Origin of the sequence: Actinoplanes awajinensis subsp. mycoplanecinus, from assembly GCF_001509495.1 — a bacterium.
Lineage (GTDB): Bacteria > Actinomycetota > Actinomycetes > Mycobacteriales > Micromonosporaceae > Actinoplanes > Actinoplanes palleronii.
Genome location: NZ_LLZH01000167.1, coordinates 174330 through 188836, shown reverse-complemented (window position 1 = coordinate 188836; position 14507 = coordinate 174330). Strand labels below are relative to the sequence as shown.

Annotated in this window: 12 protein-coding genes; 4 read left to right on the top strand and 8 right to left on the bottom strand. The window is 72.0% G+C overall.

Features of this window, described 5'->3' with window-relative positions; translation table 11 throughout:
* Positions 1 to 2 precede the first annotated feature (2 nt).
* Positions 3 to 593: a fibronectin type III domain-containing protein gene (locus ADL15_RS19685; protein ID WP_157441467.1), complete on the bottom strand. Its 591-nt coding sequence runs from the start codon at positions 591 to 593 to the stop codon at positions 3 to 5.
* A gap of 85 nt (positions 594 to 678) precedes the next feature.
* Positions 679 to 1359, bottom strand: a complete 681-nt coding sequence (locus ADL15_RS19680; RefSeq protein WP_067692963.1) for an EcsC family protein — start codon at positions 1357 to 1359, stop codon at positions 679 to 681.
* Between the two features lie 273 nt (positions 1360 to 1632).
* Between ADL15_RS19680 and ADL15_RS19675 the strand changes: the two genes are divergently transcribed.
* Positions 1633 to 2538, top strand: a complete 906-nt coding sequence (locus ADL15_RS19675; RefSeq protein WP_067692960.1) for a proteasome assembly chaperone family protein — start codon at positions 1633 to 1635, stop codon at positions 2536 to 2538.
* Positions 2539 to 2562: 24 nt separating this feature from the next.
* Here the strand turns inward: ADL15_RS19675 and ADL15_RS19670 are convergent, their stop codons facing one another.
* On the bottom strand, positions 2563 to 3324 hold the full coding sequence (locus ADL15_RS19670) for an alpha/beta hydrolase (protein WP_067692957.1): 762 nt from the start codon (positions 3322 to 3324) through the stop codon (positions 2563 to 2565).
* Positions 3325 to 3572: 248 nt separating this feature from the next.
* On the opposite strand from ADL15_RS19670, the gene ADL15_RS19665 reads away from it, so the two are divergent.
* The 3 genes from ADL15_RS19665 (at position 3573) to ADL15_RS19655 (ending at position 6495) form a co-directional block, all read left to right on the top strand.
* On the top strand, positions 3573 to 4178 hold the full coding sequence (locus ADL15_RS19665) for a hypothetical protein (RefSeq protein ID WP_067693071.1): 606 nt from the start codon (positions 3573 to 3575) through the stop codon (positions 4176 to 4178).
* A 423-nt stretch (positions 4179 to 4601) separates the two neighbouring features.
* Positions 4602 to 5483 (top strand): DMT family transporter, encoded by an 882-nt coding sequence (locus ADL15_RS19660; protein ID WP_232344219.1) that lies wholly within the window; start codon positions 4602 to 4604, stop codon positions 5481 to 5483.
* A 463-nt stretch (positions 5484 to 5946) separates the two neighbouring features.
* Positions 5947 to 6495: a hypothetical protein gene (locus ADL15_RS19655; protein WP_067692954.1), complete on the top strand. Its 549-nt coding sequence runs from the start codon at positions 5947 to 5949 to the stop codon at positions 6493 to 6495.
* A gap of 69 nt (positions 6496 to 6564) precedes the next feature.
* Here the strand turns inward: ADL15_RS19655 and ADL15_RS19650 are convergent, their stop codons facing one another.
* The 5 genes from ADL15_RS19650 to ADL15_RS19630 form a co-directional block, all read right to left on the bottom strand.
* Positions 6565 to 8769 (bottom strand): sensor histidine kinase, encoded by a 2205-nt coding sequence (locus ADL15_RS19650; protein WP_067692949.1) that lies wholly within the window; start codon positions 8767 to 8769, stop codon positions 6565 to 6567.
* Between the two features lie 244 nt (positions 8770 to 9013).
* Positions 9014 to 9727, bottom strand: a complete 714-nt coding sequence (gene trmB, locus ADL15_RS19645; protein ID WP_067692946.1) for a tRNA (guanosine(46)-N7)-methyltransferase TrmB — start codon at positions 9725 to 9727, stop codon at positions 9014 to 9016.
* A 257-nt stretch (positions 9728 to 9984) separates the two neighbouring features.
* Positions 9985 to 10977: a hypothetical protein gene (locus tag ADL15_RS19640; RefSeq protein ID WP_232344218.1), complete on the bottom strand. Its 993-nt coding sequence runs from the start codon at positions 10975 to 10977 to the stop codon at positions 9985 to 9987.
* Positions 10978 to 11084: 107 nt separating this feature from the next.
* The gene (ggt, locus tag ADL15_RS19635) at positions 11085 to 12863 is read right to left on the bottom strand and encodes a gamma-glutamyltransferase (protein ID WP_067692943.1); all 1779 of its coding nucleotides are present in this window, start codon (positions 12861 to 12863) and stop codon (positions 11085 to 11087) included.
* Positions 12864 to 12941: 78 nt separating this feature from the next.
* Positions 12942 to 14426: an alpha/beta hydrolase gene (locus ADL15_RS19630; protein WP_067692940.1), complete on the bottom strand. Its 1485-nt coding sequence runs from the start codon at positions 14424 to 14426 to the stop codon at positions 12942 to 12944.
* Positions 14427 to 14507: the final 81 nt, after the last annotated feature.

The window sequence follows — 14507 nt, the reverse complement described above, 5'->3', positions numbered from 1 at the left end:
GTTCAGGCCGTACTGGTGACTCTCGACCGTGCCACCGTGGCGGCGTACGTGCCGTCCAGACCTTCCCTGGTCCAGACCCCGTCGACCGAGAAAACGTACGGTGTCGCCGGGGTGAGACCGGTCACCGTGGCGGTCATCCAGCCGCACCCGGTCGGGGTGACGGTGATCCACCCGGGCACCTCCGGCTGCGGGCCGGTCACCAGGTCCTCGCTGACCGCGATGATCCGATACTGGACCAGCGTCCGGCCGCCCGGGTTGTACCACTTCACCACGGCAGTGGTCTTGCTCGTGGTGACCGTCATCCCGTTGATCGCGCCACCCAGGTACGTACCCGGGTTGCAGGAGGTGCCGCTCGGCCGCGGGGTGGGCGACGGCGACGTGGTCGGCGACAGCGTGACGGCGGCCGAGGTGGCCCGCGGCGCGAACGTCACCGTGGGCGACGGGGTGACGCTGCCGGTGGCGATCAGCAGCCAGGCCGTGCCGCTCGGCGACGGCGCGGCCTGCGGGGCCGGTGTCGAGGCGCAGGCCGCCAGCAGCAGCGGCCCGGCGATCATGGGCAGAATGACGGCGGTGGCTTTCCGAATCCCCAGCACGTCCTTCAGGTTCGGGCGGACGCACCGGGGACTTAGTGCATCCGCCCGGCCGCTACCCGGCCGCTACCCGATCACTCCGCGCCGCTCACCGGGCCGCGTAGTGCTCCCGTGCCCGGCGGGCCAGGTCCTTGGTGGCGGCCGAGTTCACCCAGGTGCCGAGCACCACGCCGGCGCCCGGCACGAGTTTGGCGAACATCTTGCGGGCCGCGCGCACTCCGGCCATCTGGGCGAGCTTGAGGCTGAGCTTGAGCAGCGTCCCGCCGAGCGGGCCGCCCTGCGAGCCGGTGAAGATCCGGCTGGCGCGTTCCCGGCCGGCCGCCACCCCGAGCGCGGTCCGCGCGGTCTCGGCCACCTTGTGCACCCGCTGCAGGACCAGCAGGTCGGTGGCGCGCTCCGGTGCGGCCGGTTCGGCGTCGTACGCCGCGGCGATGTGCAGCACCATCCGGGCCTGGGTCCAGGCCAGCACACCGACGTCGAGCACCGCGCCGGGCAGGCCGGCCGCGCCGGAGACCGCGCCGGAGAGGCGGGCCAGTGTGGTGAAGTGCTTGACGGCCAGGCCGGCCAGCTCGTCCGGGGTGATGCCGGGGCGGTCGGCGCGGATCCGGGCGGCCCAGCCGGCCGCTTCCGGGCCGAGCCGGCGGACGGCGTCCAGCGCGAGGTGCTCGGCGGCGTACTGCGGGTCGGCCTTCATCCGGGACCAGAGGGTGCCGGGCGGGACGGAGGTGTCGTCGGTGGGCGGGGAGACCGGTACCGGGTGCTGGCTCAACGATCACTCCTGGGGGGCGAGGCGGCGACCTACCCCCATAGTGGCGACCGGGCGCACGTCGGTTGCTCGTACCCGGGAACTTTTCGTGTTCACCGCCACAGCGCGGGCAGCGTCGGAAATCCGGCACGATCCACTGCGGCACGCCTGACGGGCGCTGTTCGTACGCCATGATTCGGGCATGGTCCCGCAGCGGTCCGGAATGAACTCCCCGGCCTCGCTGTTCCCAGCGGAAAGCCCGCGTCAGCGGGCATCGTCTTCGAGGAGGTCCGCAGCGTGCTCGACCCACACGGGCTCTACGACGTGGCCGGCGAGCTGCCGGCCCTGGACGGCCCGGTGCTCATCCAGGCGCTCACCGGGTTCGTCGACGCGGGCAGCGCGATCCAGCTCTCCCGGGAGAACCTCCTGGAGAACCTGGAGAGCGAGGTCGTCGCGACCTTCGACCTGGACCAGCTCCTCGACTACCGGTCCCGCCGCCCTCCGATGATCTTCGTGGCTGATCACTTCGAGAGCTACGAGGACCCGGTCCTCGCCCTGCACCTGGTCAAGGACCAGCTGGGCACCCCGTTCCTGCTGCTCGCCGGCCCCGAGCCGGACCTGCAGTGGGAGCGCTTCATCGCGGCCGTGACCGGCCTGATCGAGAAGCTCGGCGTCAAGGTCACGGTCGGGCTGAACGCGATACCGATGGCCGTGCCGCACACCCGGCCGGTCAGCCTCACCGCGCACGCCACCGACCGCAGCCTGATCGGTCAGCACGAGTCCTGGCTGCAGCGGGTCCAGGTGCCGGCCAGCGTGGGCAACCTGCTGGAGTTCCGGCTCGGGCAGAACGGGCACGACGCGCTCGGGTACGCCGCGCACGTTCCGCACTACCTGGCACAGACCGGCTATCCGGCCGCCGCCGAGCTGCTGCTCGACTCGGTCTCCGGGGTGACCGGGCTGGCCCTGCCGACCGGCAAGCTGCGCGACTCGGCCGAGCTGGTCCGCGAGGAAGTGGACAAGCAGATCGCCGACGACGAGCAGGCGGCCCGGCTGGTCACCTCGCTGGAGGCGCAGTACGACGCGTTCCTGCGCGGCCGGCAGAACAACCTGCTCGTCGACTCCGACCAGGCGCTGCCGACCGCTGAGGAGCTCGGCGCGGAGCTGGAGCGATTCCTGGCCGAGCAGACGCGGGACGAGAACTAGTTTTTCCGGCTTTTTCCGGTTAATTCAGTCTTTTCGAGTTTTCGTCCGGTTCAACAGGAAGTCGATGACGGCCGGGAGTTGCGCGTCCCAGTAGTCCCAGGCGTGCTCTCCCGGCCCGAACGCCGCGTCCAGCTCCACCCCGTTGGTCCGGCACGCGGCGGCGAACCGCCGGTTCTGCGCCAGCAGGTGGTCCTCGGTGCCGCAGCGCAGCATCAGCCGGGGCAGGCGTACCGGGTCGGCCTCGCGCAGCAGGTGCATCAGGTCCTCGTCGCCGCCGGCCACCACGCGATCACCGAAGACCCGCGCCACCAGGGCGCGCATGTGCGGCCGCAGGTCATGATCCTGGATGTACGCCAGGTCGAGCGCACCGGACAGCGTCGCCGCCGCCGCGAACCGCTCCGGCTCGCGCAGCGCCCACTTCATCGCGCCGTAGCCGCCCATCGACAACCCGGCGACGAACGTGTCCTCGCGCCGCCCGGAGACCCGGAAGAACTCCCCGACCTTGGCCGGCAGCTCGGCGGAGAGAAAATCCCAGAACCTCATTCCGTACGCTTCGTTGGCGTAGAAGCTGCGGTGCACCTGCGGCATGACCACGGCCAGCCCCTGCGCGGCGGCGTACCGCTCGACCGAGGTGAACCGGCTCCACGCGCTGTGATCGTCGGACAGCCCGTGCAGCAGATAGAGCACCGGAGGCGGATCACCGGCCCGGGTGTCGGGCAGCAGAACGGTCATCGAGGTGCGCAGTTCCAGCGCCTCGGAGTCGAAATCACACCGGATCAGGGCCACCCCGCCATTCTCTGCCACGGACGACGCCCGTCCGCCCAGATCCCCCCTGATCGATGGTTGAGCGGTTGGGAATGTCGTACCCCTCGATTAGTATGTATGTACGAAAGAGGGGCCCTGAGCTGCTGATCTTCGGCTGATCCTTCGGGTGATTCCGGCTGTGCAGCGCGAGTGAGGAGACCGACGTGACCACGTCCACCCTGTCCACGATCTCGACCAACCCCGTGCCCGTCATCCCGCCCTACGCCACCATGCTCGGCTTCACCCGGTACATCTCCCGCACCGGTCCCGCGAAGGCGACGTTCGTCGGCGGGCTGCGCAAGCAGCGGGAGCGGCGCACCGGTTTCAACCCGCACAGCCAGCTGGTCAAGGCGCTCAAGGCGGACATCGCGTTCCGCACCGGCGGGAGCTATCTCGGCGGCGTCGTCGACCTGGTGAAAGACCGCTGGAAGCCGTTGTACGAGTCGCTGCGCGCCGGCGCCCGCACCTACCTCACGTCCCTCGGCGATCCCGAGCAGATCACCCTGATCCAGACCCGCGACGCCCTGGCCAGCGTCGGCCCGCTCGCCGTGAAGATCAACCCGCACTTCGGGCTGCGCTTCGCCGACGGCCACCGCGAGGCGGTCCGGATCCACTTCGACGAGGAGCCGCCGAACCCGGAGCTGCTCACCGCCATGCTCCACCTGATGGCCCGCCACATGGAGCAGATCCTCCCGGACGCCGAGCCGGTCCTCGTCGACCTGCGCCGCGGCGTCACCCACCGCCTGAGCCCGGCCGCCCGGCCGGGCGACGTCGAGAGCTGGCTGGCCGGCGAGGCGGCCGCTTTCACCGCCATGTGGTCCACCACCGCCGCCTGACCGTTCCCGCGGCACCCTGCAACTCCCGGCCACGCCGGCCGCCCGGCCTGGCCGGGTCCCACCCTCTGCCGTGCTCACCCCGGGCTCGCTGCCCGGGGTGGGTCGTTAGGGTGGGTGGTGTGAGTCAGTTCTCCGGCGTTCTGTCGCCGCCGCGCCGCTGAGTGGAGCGCGTGCCGCGCCGTCCGGGCTGAGCTCGGACGGCTGTTCTGGGCTGCGTTCCGCTGCCGGTCCAGACCGACTCACACCAGCGGAGCAATCGTGTTCTCGTTCTTTCCCTCGCGCCCGTCCCGCCCCTCGCATTCCTCGCATTCCTCGCATTCCTCGCATTCCTCGCGCCCCTCGCATTCCCCGCGGCCTTCGCGCCCCTCGCGCCACCCGTGGCTTTCGGGCTCCTCGGCCGGTGCTCGGCTGAGCCTGCTGCAGTTGTCCGTCGCCGGGGTTCTCTGGGGCACCGCGGGCGTCGTCGTCCAGGTCGTCGCCCGGCGTACCGGGCTCGGCGCCGTCGCGATCGGGTTCTATCGGCTGCTGTTCGCGGCCGGGGCCATGCTGATTCTCGGGCGGGGTTCCCGGCGGCAGATCGGGGCGGCGTTCCGGTCCGCCCCGGTGGCGGTGATCGCGGGCGGGGTCGGGCTCGCCGCGTACCAGGCCCTGTATTTTCTCGCGGTGCGCCTCACCGGGGTCAGCGTCGCCACGGTGGTCAGTCTCGGGCTCGCTCCGGTGCTGCTCAGCGCGTGGGAGACGATCCGCACCCGGCAACGGCCCGGCAACGCCGAACTCGGGGCCACCGCGGCGGCGATCATCGGCCTGGTGCTGATCTCGGCCGTCGCCGGCACGGGTTCCGCCGAGACCCTGGGGTTGCTCGCCGCGGTCGCGTCCGGCACCGTCTACGCCGGGGCGACGGCACTCAGCCGGCGCACCACGCAGGGTGTCCCGCCGCTCGTCCTGACCACGCTGTCCTGCACGATCGGCGCGATCACGCTGGCGCCGATCGCGCTGGCGCAGGGCGTGACGTTCACGCCGAGCGGCGAGACCCTCGCGCTGCTGACCTACCTGGGCGTAATCACCACGGCCCTGGCGTACGCATGCTTCTACACCGGACTGCGGCACACCACCGGCAGCGTGGCCGTGGTCGTGACCCTGCTGGAACCGCTCGCCGCCGCACTGCTGGCGGTCGTGCTGCTCGGCGAGCCGTTGGCCGTGCCGACGATCGTCGGGGGTCTGCTGCTGCTCGGCGCGGTGACCACCCTCTACCTGGACACCGGCCGGCCCAGCAAAGACGTCCTGCCTGAACCCGTGACTGACTGACTGACCGCGCCGCGCGCAGGCCCCTCGGCTGGTGCTCACGGTCGCCTCGACGGCCTTGAGGCAGCCGCCACCACCAGCCGTCCGGGGCCGGGCGGCTGGCGCTCACGGTCGCCTCAACCCGCTCGAGACAGCCACCAGCACCAGCCGAGGCCGCTTCCGCTCTGGCCGTGGAGCTCATTCCGGCCTCGGCTGGGTTCCAGGGGTGTGTCAGTGGGGGTGAGACACCCCTGAGGGCCAGCCTACTTCCGCGGGCTGGCCCTCAGCGGTGTTTCCCGGGTCGGGAGACACCGCTGAGGGCCAGCCGAGGGTCGTGACTCGCGCTTGGGGCGGGAGTGGGGCGGGCGTCGCGGGCTTTACCTCGTACCGAAGAAATTTGATCGGTGCGAGCTGGGTCACAATCCGCTACGGCTGGTCAACGTGGTCTCACGCATTGCTAATGTAGTCGGCCGAACGGGGGGAACATATGCGTTGCGATAAATGCGGTACCGCACTCGAGCACGCCGGGCAGGGGCACACCTGTCGATCCACCACGATCGTCCCGGACAGACCGCCGGGCGCCTGGGCCGAGGCCACCGGTGCGCTGATCGGATTGATCGCCTTGGCCGTGATCGCCGACCTGGCCAACGGCGTGCTGCGCCTGACCGGCCGGAGCGGATCGCTGGTCAGCGTCGCGAGCGCGATCTGGCTGGTCGGGATCGTGGGCGTGCTGATCATGGGGTTCGTCTGGAACAACCGGACCCGGCGGCTGGCCGAGGCCTACAGCGCCGACCAGGAGACCTACGTCTGGAGCCTCGGCTGGCGGCTCGTCATCGTGGCGCCGATGCTGGCCTCGATCCTCGGCATGTGGCGCGACTCCGACGACCACACCAAGATCCTGGTCGGGATGGCGGCGCGCGCGGTGGTCGGGCTGGGCGTGCTGACCGCCGTGCTGATCAGCCGTGCCCGGGTGCTGCGCCTGATCCGCGACTCGGCGGCGGCACAGCAGTCCGCGGGGCAGCACGCCCCGGCATAAAAGCGGCGGCACAGCGATCCGCGGGGCAACACACCCCGGCGTGACGGGCCGCGGTGGAACAAGGCCGCGTCAGCGGGCCTCCAGCGGCAGCCGGACCAGCACCGTGGTCCCGCTGTCGCCGCCGGTCAGCTCGATGCTGCCGTTGTGCCGCTCCACCACAGCCCGGCTCAGGGTCAGACCCAGCCCACTGCCCGGCAACACTCGATCATGGCCGCGGCTTGTCCGATACCGGCCAGTGAAGAGCTGTTCCCGCTCGTCGCGCGGCACGTCGGCGGCGGCGTCCGAGACGGCCAGCTCGGCAGCCCGGCCGGTGTGGCGCAGGGTCACTTCGACGTGCCCGCCGTCCGGGCTGTACCGGATCGCGCTGCCCAGCAGGTTCTCCACGATGTGCCGCAGCCGGTCCCGGTCACCGGGCACGATCAGCTCCCCGGGCAGGTCCGCGTCGATGATCACCGGGGCGGCGCCGATCGCCACCCGGGTGCGCTCCACCACGTCACGGACCACTGCGGCCAGGTCCATCGGCGTACGGCGTACGTCAGCATGCCCGGCGTCCAGCGCGGACAGCTCCAGCAGCTCGTTGATGATCTCGCGCAGGGTGAGGGCGTTGCGCTCCACCACGGCGATCAGTCGCGGACCCTCCCGCACCAGGGTCGCCTCGTCGGCCTCACGCAGCAGCTCGGTGTACGCGCTGATCGAGGTGAGCGGGGTGCGCAGCTCGTGCCCGATCAGCGCCAGGTACTCGTTCTTGCTGCGGACCAGCTGCCGCTGCAGGTTCTCGACCCGGCGCCGCTCGACGAACTGCCCGAGGTGCGCGGCGACACCGGACATCAGCGCGACCAGCTCGTCCTCGGGGTCCTCGACCGCGTCGGCGAAAACGGTCAGCACGCCGATCGTCCCGGTCCCGTCGTGCACCGGGATGGCCAGCGCGGTGTGCAGGCGTTCGGCCGCGGTGTCCGGGGAGATCAGGCTCTGCGGGCGGCCCACGTCCCGGATCCACAGCGGCTTGTCGACCTGCCAGGAGCGGCCGGCCAGCCCCTGGCCGTACTCCAGTTCGTCCGGCACCGTGATCCCGGTCGGCCAGCCCGGCGTGCTCCAGCGCGCGACGGCCCGGACCACCTCGGCCGCCGTGTCGACCAGCCACAGTTCGGCGTGCACCCAGTCCAGGGTCGCGACCACCGCCTCGAGGACCCGCGGGCCGGCCGCCTCGATGCTCGGCGCCTCGGCGAGCGCCGTGGTGACCGCCAGCTCGCACGACCGGAAACGTTCAGCCCGCCGCTGCCGGGTGACGTCCTGCAGCGCCTGCACCGCCCCGACCACCCGCCCGTCCGGGCCGAGGATCGGCTGCGCGTCCATCAGGTAGTGCCGGGTCTTCTTGGTCCGCCCGGGCCGGACCACCGGCTCGTCCCGGAGCCGTTCACCGTTCAGCGCCCGGAACAAACCGGGCTCGCCCGGCAACGAACCAGGCTCGCCCGGCAACGGGTCGTCGGCGCGCATCCGGCGCATCCGCTCGTTCGCGAAGACCACCTTCCCGGCCACGTCACACGCGGTCACCCCGTCGTGCAGGCTGTCCAGCACCGCGTCCAGGAACCGGTGCTGCTGTTCCAGCTCGTGCCGGGCGAGTTGCTCGCCGATCAGCAGGGCGGCCACCTCGGCCGCCTCGGCCACCGCGGTGATCTGCTCCGGCGCCCATTCCCGGGGCCGCAGGTCGTAGGCGCAGCACACGCCGACCACCTGCCCGTGCCGGTCGTGCACCGGGTACCCCAGGTAGGCGCCGCCGTGTTTGCGGAGCACCCCGGGCGGGACCCGGTCGTCCGCCGTCGCGTCGTCGACGATGATCGCGCCGCTGCCGCGGACCACCATCCCGCCGAGTGAGCCGTCCAGCGGCATGTCGGCGATCGACTCCCAGTCCTCGGCGACGCCCCAGCTGCCGTACAGGCGGAGCCGGTCACTCTCGATGAACTGGATGCAGGCGCTCGGGGTCTGCGCGCCCCGCGCGGTGAGCGCGGCGAGCTGGTCGGCGGTCCCGCTGGTCAGCACCCCGCGATGCAGTGCCGGGCGGGCGGCGGCTTCGGCCAGCACGTCCCGCAGCCGGTGCACTCCGCCGGGCACCTGCCAGCCGGCCGGCGCCCGCGGGTCGGTGGCGGCCGCCGACATGGTGTGCTCGTCGACGGCCGTCCCCCCGTACAGGTCGGCCGGGCGTGCGAGAGCTGCGGCTTCCGCCGCCCGCGCCCTTTCGGACCGTCCGGCCCCGTTGCCGGGGTCTTCTCGCCGCATGGCCGACCTCCAGGGCTAAGCCTAGAGGTGCGAAAAGGCTAAAACCGGCAATTCCCCGCGAGGTTCTTCCGCTCACTGTTTCCTTTGGTACGGCCGCCGCGCCGCGCGCACTCCCGACCGCGACGCGCCTTCCGCCCGCGGGCGGCCGCTCCCCCGGCGGGCGCGGTGGCATTGCGGGGCTCTGGCGGTCACCCGTGCTCGCCAGGACGGGTGGGCGAGCGCTCGTGGTGGTGTGGCCGGTGGGTCAGGTGCGGGCGTAGCGGAGGTCGGTGATGGGGCGGCCGGCTTCGGTGCCGCGGCGTTCGAACTTCGTCTCCGGACGAGGGTGCGGTGTCGACGGGAGGCGGCGCAGGCCCGGGTCGGCGTTCAGGGTCTCGGCCATGGCCTCGGCGTATTCCGGCCAGTCGGTGGCGCAGTGCAGGACGCCGCCGGGGTGCAGGCGTTCGCGGAGCAGGGTGACGTTGCCGGGCTGGATCAGGCGGCGCTTGTGGTGGCGGGCCTTCGGCCACGGGTCGGGGAAGTAGACGTGCACGGCGTCCAGCGAAGCCGGCGCCAGGCGGTGGACGAGCTGCATGGCGTCGCCCTCGGCCACCCGGAGGTTGGTCAGCGACAGCTCGCCGGCCAGCGCGAGGAGGTTGCCGATGCCCGGGGTGTGCACCTCGACGGCCAGGTAGTTCCGCTCCGGGTCGGCAGCGGCCATCGCGGCCGTCGCGTCGCCCATCCCGAAACCGATCTCCAGGACGGTCGGGGCGTCCCGGCCGAAGAGCTCGGGAAGGTCGAGCGGGGTGCGGTCGCCGTCGAGCACGGTGAGGCCGAGAGTGGGCCAGAGGGCGGCGTGCGCGTCGGCGTGCCGGGAGCTCATCCGGCCACGGCGGGGGTGGAAGGTCCGGATCGGCCGGTCAGCGTCCGCGGGGACGGTCTCAGCTGCGGTTCCGGGCACGGCGGCGGTCTCAGTCATGGCAGCGCCCACGATACGGCGGCCCGCAGCCCCGGCCAAAACAGCGAGCAGCCACCCCAGCGTGGGGACTTTCGGCCCGCAGCGCACCACAACTTCACACACTCGCCGCTGCACAACCCAGCGTGGGGACTTTCGGCGCGCAGCGCACCACAACTTCACACACTCGCGGCCGCACGACCCAGCGTGGGGACTTTCGGCGCGCAGCGCACCACAACTTCACACACTCGGGGCTGCACTACCGGCGGTGGGGCGTGGGTTCAGGGTTGGGGGGTGGGCTGGGAACCCGGGTGGAGTGGGGTTCGGGTGCCGGTGGTGAGGTCCAGCAGGGTGATCCAGGAGCCGTTGCGGTAGCGGGCGGTGATCAGGGCGTGGGTGGGGTCGAGGTAGGCCGGTTCGCGGTCGAGGGCGGTGCCGATCGTGCGCTTGGCGCCGGTGCGCGGGTCGTACTCGACCACGTGCAGGGGTTCGTTCTGTGCGGTGGTCTCGCCCTCCTGGTAGGCGGTGAAGGCCAGCCGGGCGCCGTCCGGGCGCCAGGCCGGCAGCACGGCGAAGCCACGGTTCTGCAGGCTGCCGCCGCCGTAGGCGGCCACCGTCCGTTCCGCGCCGGAGCTGATCGTGCCGATGCTCAGGCAGGCGTCGTAGATCGCGTCACACTCGCCGCCGCGGAACGCGATCTGTTTGCCGTCCGGGGACCACGCCACCGCGTCGTCGGCCCGCAACCGATCAACCAGCGAAGCCGACACCGCCACCACAGAGGCCGGGGCCGAGGAGACCGCCGAGATCGACGTCGTCTCGGGGAGGGGCTCGCTGCGGCAGTCGACGGGGAACAGGACTTCCGGCGGGCCGGTGGTGGCGGAGATGCGGTAGACGCCGGGGCCGCCGGTGCAGGAGAGGGAGGCGAAGGCCAGCCATTTGCCGTCCGGGGACCAGGACGGGGCGGCCGCCGGGCGGGTGGTCAGGCGACGGCGGGCGGTGCCGTCGGCTTTCATGGTCCAGAGCTGGCCGTCGCGGAGCACGGCGAGTTGCTTGCCGTCGGGGGACCAGCGCGGGCGGGCGTATCCGGCCCCGGTAGTGAGGCGCTTCTCGGCGGGACCGGCACTGACGTAGACGTCGCCGTCCCGTACGTACGAAACATGACGAACCAACAGCGGCGCGGCAGGGGCCGCGGGCGCGGCAGGGACCGGGAGTGCGGCGGAGGCCGGCGTCGGGCCGAGCATCAGCCCGATGAGAAAAGCTGCCGTCTTGATCATGGCTGACCGCCCCCCGATGGTCCCGCATGTACATCCAGTGACATCGTCGCAACCGATCTGCACCTAAGGAGTTCGGGCACCGGTTCGGCGCCCGAACTCCCCACGGCTCAGCTCGCCGGATGGACCACGGCGGCGGATCCGCTGCCGCGCCGGACCGGTTCGGCGACGGCCAGCTGGCCGCCGTGCCGGGTGAACTCGATAGCGGTGGCGGCGCCGATCTCCGGCGCGTCCGCGGCGAAGACGTGACCGCGAGCGGTCAGCTCCGGCCCGTACGTCGTATGGAACGCCGGCTCCGCCTGGATCCCGGCGGTGTTGCGCTGCGCGGCCCGCGGCGCGGCGACCGCCTGCGGCAGGGTCATCCCCAGTTCCAGCCGGTTGACCAGGATCTGCAGCACCGTGGTGATGATCGTCGAGCCGCCGGGCGCGCCGGTGGCCAGGAACGGCTTGCCGTCCTTGAGCACGATCGTGGGCGACATCGAGCTGCGCGGGCGCTTGCCGGGGCCGGGCAGGTTCGGGTCGGGCGCGGTGCCCTGCGTGCCGGTGAAGTTGAAGTCGGTCAGCTCGTTGTTGAGCATGAACCCGCGACCGGGAACGACCATCCCGTTGCCGCCGAACTGCTCCAGCGTGAGCGTGTACTCGACCACGTTGCCCCACTTGTCGGCGACGGTGAGGTTGGTGGTGCTCATCCCGTTGTCCGGGGCGGCGGCCGCCGTCGCGGGAGTGCAGCCCGGTCCCGGCGCGACCGGCTTGGCCAGGGCCTTCTTCGGGTCGATCGCGCAGGCCCGGCCCTTCGCCCAGCGGTCCGAGATCAGATCCTTGAGTACGGACGGCGCGGTGTACGCCCCGACGTACCGCCCCCGGTCGGCGAAGGACAGTGCGGACGCCTCGAGGTAGTAGTGCAGCTTGTCGACGGTCGTCGCGGAGTCCAGCGGCGACGCCTCGAGGATGTTCAGCGCCTCACCGACGGCGGTGCCGCCACTGGACGGGGTGGACATCCCGTACACCGAAAGGCCCTTGAAATCGGACCTGGTGGGCGCCGGGTGCCGCACCTGATAGGCGGCCAGGTCCCGGGCGGTGAGCACGCCGGGCCGGATCGGGTACGCCCACGGCGACGTCGGGCTGGACGAGACGGCCGGTTGGGCGACCGTCCTCAGCAGGTCCCGGCCGATCGCCCCGCGGTAGAACGCCCCGGTCCCCTGCCGGGCGATCTGCCGGTACGTGGCGGCCAGGTCCGGGTTGCGGATCGTGGTGCCGACCGCCGGCGGTACGCCACCCGGCAGGTACAGCGCCTTGCTCGCGTCGAACTGCCCGAACGCGGCCGCGTTCTCGGTGACCTGGCGGCGGAACTCACCGTCGACGGTGTACCCGCGATCGGCCACCTCGGCGGCGGTGCTCAGCGCGCTGCCCAGCGGCCGGGTGCCCCACTGCTTCGCGGCGGACTCCCAGGTCGCCAGCGTGCCGGGCACGCCGACCGACAGGCCGCTGACCCGGGCCTCGTCGAACACGTACGGCAGCCCGGTGGCCGGGTTGACGAAGTATGTCGGCGTCATCGTCGCCGGGCCGGTCTCCCGCCCGTCGATGGTGTAGACCCGCTGCTTGCGGGCGTCGTAGTAGACGAAGAAACCGCCGCCGCCGATCCCGGACGCGAACGGCTCGGTCACCCCGAGCGTGGCGGCGGCCGCGACCGCGGCGTCGACCGCGTTGCCGCCGCGGCGCAGCACCTCGAGACCGGCCGCGGTGGCGGTGGCGTCCACGGTGGCGATCGCGCCGCCGTACCCGGAAGCCGTCGAACCGGAGACTTGCTCAGCACCCGGATGTGCGTACGCGGGCGCTGTCAACCCGAGTGTGGTCAGCGAAACAGCTGCTAACGCGGAGATGAACCGCATCGGCCCTCCAGACAGGACAGTGTCGGTTGTCGATTCCTGCCTACCGCTGAAGACGGCCGGACACAACCGCTACAACGATCAGCCGACACCGAACGGCGCGGGTTCGACGGCGGGACAGGTGGTGCCGGGCGCCGGCGGGGTCAGGTCGACCAGGTAGCGCTCGACCGCGGCCTTGACGCAGGGGCTGTGCGAATACGCGATGTGGCCCCAGCCCTGATAGGTCAGCAGCCGGGCGTTCGGGCCGAGCTGGGCGGCGGTCTGCTGGGCCCATACGTACCCGGTCGCCGGGTCGTGCCGCGCGTTGACCAGCAACATCGGCATCTTCGCCGGGGACAGCCGGCGCTGCGGGCTGGACGGCGGGACCGGCCAGCCGACGCACCCGGCCGCCGCCGACAGGGCCAGCGGGGACGCGCGGACCTGCGGCGCGATCACCGCGAGGGCGTCGAGGCGTTTCCGGTACGCGGTGAAGTCACCCACCGGCAGCGCCCAGTCCCCGCAGAACACCGCCGGGAAACTGTTCGGGGTCAGGTCGAGCGGCACGGCCGTGCGCGCCCGTCGCCCGGTGGCCGCCGCGGGCACGGCCGCGTCCTTCAGGTAGTGCGCGAACGAGAACCACTGCGGATCGTAGAACGCGCTGAACGCCGCCGAGATCAGCTCCCAGACGCCGAGCTTGGCGGGCGGGTCGTACGGGTCCTCGAGCGTGCCGGCCTGCGCGCGGGCCAGCAGCGCGGCCCAGAGTTTCGGGATGTCCTGGCCACGCAGCACGCACCGGGTGTCCCGGGCGCACCAGGCGACGAACTCGTTGAACGAGTCCTGCACCGCGGCGGTCTCCTGGGTGAGGAACGTGTCCACGTCGACGCTGTGGTCCATCACGCTGTCCAGCACCACCGCGCGCAGCGTGGCCGGGTGGGTCTCGCCGTAGAGCTCGCCGATCAGCGAGCCGTAGGACGCGCCGAAGATGCTGATCCTCGGTTCACCGAGCGCGCGCCGCAGCGCCTCGACATCGCGGATCACGCTGCCGGTGTCGGCGTGCTCGACGACCGGGCCGCTGCGGGTCGTGCAGTCGGCGGCCAGCTTCCGGTTGTAGGCGCCGAGCGCGGTGAACGCGGCCGCGTCGGCGACCAGCGGCGACGGTTTCGCGTCGACCAGGGCCTGCGAGCAGAGCACCGGGGCGCTGCGGCCCACCCCGCGCGGGTCGAGGCCGATGATGTCGAACCGTTTCCGCAGCTCCGGGGTGAAGAACTCGCCGTCGAGGGCCATGTTGACGGCCGAGCCGCCGGGCCCGCCCGGGTTGACGATCAGCACACCGATCCGGCGCGCCGGGTCCTCGGCCGGCCGCCGGGCCATCGACAGCTCGATCGACGTCCCGTACGGGTCGGCCCAGTTCGCCGGCACCCGCATGGTGCCGCACTGCACCTGCTCGTCCTCCGGACAGACCGCCCAGGTCACCGCCGGTCTCGTCTCGGCCCGGGCCGGTTCGCGCCCGAGGAGAGACGGCAGACACCCGAGAAGGGTGGTGAGGGTGAGGATCACGGCCGTGCCCGGCCGCCGGAAAGCTCGCAAAACCCAAATCTCCGCCCTGCGCGGTGGGACTCGACCACGCGGCACCATCTTGGGCCGCACCCCTGCAACGATTCCGGATTT

What these genes read in the sequence shown, in the direction of transcription:
- ADL15_RS19655 (WP_067692954.1), top strand. Translation starts at nt 5,947, where the DNA reads ATGCGTTGCGATAAATGCGGTACCGCACTCGAGCACGCCGGGCAGGGG.
- trmB (WP_067692946.1), bottom strand. Translation starts at nt 9,727, where the DNA reads ATGACTGAGACCGCCGCCGTGCCCGGAACCGCAGCTGAGACCGTCCCC.
- ADL15_RS19640 (WP_232344218.1), bottom strand. Translation starts at nt 10,977, where the DNA reads ATGATCAAGACGGCAGCTTTTCTCATCGGGCTGATGCTCGGCCCGACG.
- ADL15_RS19665 (WP_067693071.1), top strand. Translation starts at nt 3,573, where the DNA reads ATGCTCGGCTTCACCCGGTACATCTCCCGCACCGGTCCCGCGAAGGCG.
- ADL15_RS19650 (WP_067692949.1), bottom strand. Translation starts at nt 8,769, where the DNA reads ATGCGGCGAGAAGACCCCGGCAACGGGGCCGGACGGTCCGAAAGGGCG.
- ggt (WP_067692943.1), bottom strand. Translation starts at nt 12,863, where the DNA reads ATGCGGTTCATCTCCGCGTTAGCAGCTGTTTCGCTGACCACACTCGGG.